The organism is Hydrogenimonas sp., assembly GCF_029933015.1.
GTDB lineage: Bacteria > Campylobacterota > Campylobacteria > Campylobacterales > Hydrogenimonadaceae > Hydrogenimonas.
Window position 1 is genome coordinate 1 of the sequence record NZ_JAOZOZ010000139.1, and the last position, 4,159, is coordinate 4,159.

The 4,159-nt window shown below is 58.9% G+C and carries 3 protein-coding genes; all 3 read left to right on the plus strand.

Translation table 11 applies throughout. The annotated features are described in order from the left end of the window. Window positions 1-2,543: molybdopterin-dependent oxidoreductase (locus Q1K23_RS08150; protein WP_300363701.1), on the plus strand; the 2,543-nt coding region annotated here is incomplete at its 5' end. A 56-nt stretch (window positions 2,544-2,599) separates the two neighbouring features. After that, window positions 2,600-3,700, plus strand: a complete 1,101-nt coding sequence (locus tag Q1K23_RS08155; RefSeq protein WP_300363702.1) for a 4Fe-4S dicluster domain-containing protein — start codon at window positions 2,600-2,602, stop codon at window positions 3,698-3,700. Then, the coding region (locus Q1K23_RS08160) for an ethylbenzene dehydrogenase-related protein (RefSeq protein WP_300363704.1) at window positions 3,693-4,159 on the plus strand (467 nt) is incomplete at its 3' end. The genes Q1K23_RS08155 and Q1K23_RS08160, both read left to right, overlap by 8 nt.

The following is a 4,159-nucleotide window of genomic DNA, read 5'->3' on the forward strand; positions in this document are numbered from 1 at the left end:
TCCAGCACTCGCAGATCATGTACGAGAAAGACCGCATCCTCTATCCGATGAAGCGTGTCGGCGAGCGCGGCGAGGGCAAATGGAAGCGGATCAGCTGGGACGAGGCGGCGACGGAAGTGGCCGAAAAGATTTTCGATGTCATGACCGATCCCAACCGCGGTCCCGACAAACTGATGGTACACGCCGGTACGGGTCTTCTGACCGAAGGGCGCCGGGGCGCGCCGCTTCGCTTCTCGACGCAGCTGGGCGCGGTGCGTATCTATCCCGCCTCCTACCTGGGAGACATGTTCTCCGGTGCGGCGATCGCCTACGGCGAAGGGAACGTAGGGGGTACCTACGACTTCATGTACAACGTCGACACGTCGGTCTTCTGGGGCGGCAACCCCTCCGTTTCGCGGATTCCCGACGCCCACTTCGTCTGGGAGGGCAAGTACAACGGCGCGAAGGTGATCATCATCACGCCGGAGTTCAACGCCTCGGCCAAGTCGGCGGATCTCTGGATCCCCGTCAAGGCGGGAAGCGACAACATTCTGGCGATGAGCGTCATCCACGTCATTTTGAACGAGAAGCTCTACAAACCGGGTTTCATGAAGATCTTCACCGACCTGCCGTTCCTGGTACGCCTGGACGACCAGAAACTCCTGCGCCGCTCCGATATGGAACACGCCAAAAACGAGGAGGAGGAAGAGAAGTTCGAAGAGGAGTTCTACGCAATGAACGCCAAAACGGGCAAGCCGGTCCTGATGCCGGGTAGCGAAGGGAGCGAGCACCATACGCTTCGTCTCGAAGAGTTCGGGATCGATCCGGAGCTGGAAGGCACCTGGACGGTGACCCTCGCCGACGGCGAAAAGGTGAAAGTGACCACCGTCTTCGAGATGCTCAAGAAATCGGCGGCGAACTTCGCGCCGGAAAAGACGCAGAAGATCACCGGCGTGCATCCGGACATCGTCCGTGAGCTGGCCCACGACATCGCCAAGCCGAAAGTCGTCACCATCACGACGGGCTTCTCGCTGAACAAATACTTCAACGGCATGATGACGATCTGGAACATCGCCTCCATCTGCGGCCTGACCGGACGGATGGGGCCCTACGGCGGCCTCAACACCGAGAACGAATTCAGCCTCAGCGGGCTGGGGGCGCTCAGCGGTTTCGGCGGCAAGTACGCGCCCAGGTTCGGATCCGGTTTCGTCGGGGAGTTCGTCTTCGGCGACGGCATGAAGACCTTCGACAAATATTTCAGCGACGAGGATGTCCGCCGGGCCCAGAACGGCTTGAGCAAAAAAGACTACATGGAGATCGTCGAGAAGCTGCTCGAAGAGGGCAAAAACGGCAAGGCCAACAACGAGTCGCACCACGGCAACGTGGTCAAGCCCTGGTGGCAACCCGATACGGCGATCATCGTGGCCGACTCGAAGTTTCGCCGGAACAAGGGCAGCGACTATCGCGAAGCCTTTCTGAATAAGACGAAATTTTTCTGTTACGTCGATTTCCGCATGAGCGAGGCGGCGGTCTACGCCGACATCCTGCTGCCGGCCAAATCCCACTACGAGGTCTACGACCTGCGTACAAGCCCGGGATACCACCGCTTCACCAACCTGGCCCAGCCGATCGCCAACATGAAGCCCGTGGGCGAGGCGATGGACGAGTGGAGCATGTTCGCACTGCTGGCCAAGAAGCTCGAAGAGGTGGCAAACCGTCCGGAAAACCGTGACAAGGCGAAAGTGCCCGATATGAAAAAATACGCCCGCGAGGGGTATCACGACCTGCTCAACTTCCACAAAGAGTACACCAACACCGACGAAGAGTCCGAAGCGGCGGCGGAACCCTATCTGGGCACCGACAAGCTGGCGGTCCAGGCGGCGCTGGAGAAGTGCGAGCAGTACGAGCCCTGGACGATGGAGAAGATGTACAAGGCGGGCGGATTTTTGCAGCTCAACGAAAAAGCGGGCAAGATGTCGCCCCTCTATGCCGACCGCCCCTACTTCACCTTCGAGAACCATCTCTACAAGTTCGAGCGGATGGAGACGCTCAGCGGCCGCCAGACCTTCTACGTCGACCATCCGATGTTCATCAAGATGGGCGCCGCGACCAATACCGGAATGGAGGGGATCCGTCCCCAGGGGAACCAGTACCCCTTCGTCCTGATGACGCCCCACGCGCGCTGGTCGATCCACTCCAACTACAAGCAGAGCCGCATCCTGCAGCGCCTGCAGCGGGGGGTCCCCTATGTGCAGGTCAACCGCATGGTGGCCGAGAAGAAGGGGGTCAAGGACGGCGATACGATCCGTATCTTCAACTCCCTGGGCGAATTCTACGCCATGGCGAAAGTCTCCAGCTCCTGTCCGCCGGACGGCCTGGTGATGGAGCACGGATGGGAGCCTTATATGTACAAATTCAAGAAGGGCCACAACGAAGTCGTTCCGACGGCGCTCAACCTGCTGGAGATGGCCGACGGCTGGGGACACCTGAAATTCGGCGGTCTCTGGGACGGCAACCAGTACGCCTACGACGGCGCGATCGATTTCGAAAAGGCCAATGTATGAAAACGACGAACTTTTTTCGCGCAAAGCGACTCGATGTGAGAGAAGGAGAATAAGCGATGTCCAAACGACAATTAGCCATGGTAATGGATTTGAACAAATGTATCGGATGCCAGACCTGTACCGTCGCATGTAAGACCCAGTGGACCAACCGAAACGGCCGCGAGTACATGTACTGGAACAATGTCGAAACCTATCCCGGAACGGGGTATCCGAAGAACTGGATGGAGCTGGGCGGCGGATTCGACGCCGCCGGCGATCTGCAGGCGGGTATCGTGCCCAACATCGAAGCCGACTACGGGGTGCCGTGGGACTACAACCACGACGAACTGCAGTTTGGCGAACAGCTCAAGCCCAATGTCGAACCGACGTGGGGGCCCAACTGGGACGAGGACGAGGGAACGGGTAATTTCCCCAGCGACAACTACTTTTTCTACATTCCCAGGATCTGCAACCACTGTACGAATCCGGGGTGTCTGAGCGCCTGTCCCCGCGACGCGATCTTCAAGCGGGAGCAGGACGGCGTCGTCCTGGTCGATCTGGACCGCTGTCAGGGGTACCGCTACTGTATCGCCGGGTGTCCCTACAAAAAGATCTATTTCAATCCGAAAATCAGCAAGAGCGAGAAGTGTATCCTCTGCTTCCCGCGTATCGAAAAGGGGCTGCCGCCGGCGTGCGCCCAGCAGTGCGTGGGCCGTATCCGCTTCGTCGGGTTCCTGGACGACGAGGAGGGACAGGTCCATAAGCTGGTCCACAAATACAAAGTCGCCCTGCCGCTGCGCAGCGACTACGGCACCCAGCCCAACGTCTACTACGTGCCGCCCACCGAAGCGCCGCCGAAGTTCGACGCCGAAGGGCGCGTGATCGAGGGAAGCAACCGTGTGCCGATCGAAGAGCTGGAAAAACTTTTCGGCAAAGAGGTGCATCAGGCGATGAAGACACTGCGTGCCGAGATGAAGAAGCGGAAAGAGACGGGGGAAAGCGAACTGATGGATCTGCTGATCGCCTACAAGCACTCCGACATGTTCCGGCTCGATCAGGAGTACTATCAGGGCATCGCGAAGCAGCAGGGCATCTCCCTGGCGCCGATCGACAATCGCTACATGGCGGGCAAAATGACCTCGAACAAATACAAGTTTAAGGTGGTGGAATATGAATAAGATGACAAAAGCGATCATGGCCTCTTCTCTCGCCGTGACGACGATGCTGGCGCAGGATGCCGTCGTGGCGCAGAAAACGGAGCGGGACGTGACGAAACTGACACCGACATCGAAGGCGTGGGACTACGTGAAACCCACGACCGTGCTGCTCTATCCCCAGACGACGGTGCAGATGAACGACCTGAAAGCCAACACTCTCAACAAAGAGGCCAAAGCCAAAGCGGCGAAGGTGCGGGCGATCTACGACAACGAAAACATCGCCTTCATGCTGGAGTGGCCCGACGGTACGCGTAGCGTCCAGAGCGGCTACCGATCCGATGTTTATGGCGACGGTTTCGCCGTGCAGCTTCCCGTCAGCTACGACGATCCCGAAAAACTGCCCTACATCGGGATGGGAAGCGATGGCCGGCCGGTCGTCATCCATCTGCAGAAGGCTGCGCAGCCGATCTACGAGCCCAA

Excerpts from the sequence above, each read along its gene's own strand:
- Q1K23_RS08155 (WP_300363702.1), top strand. The coding sequence starts at position 2,600 with ATGTCCAAACGACAATTAGCCATGGTAATGGATTTGAACAAATGTATC.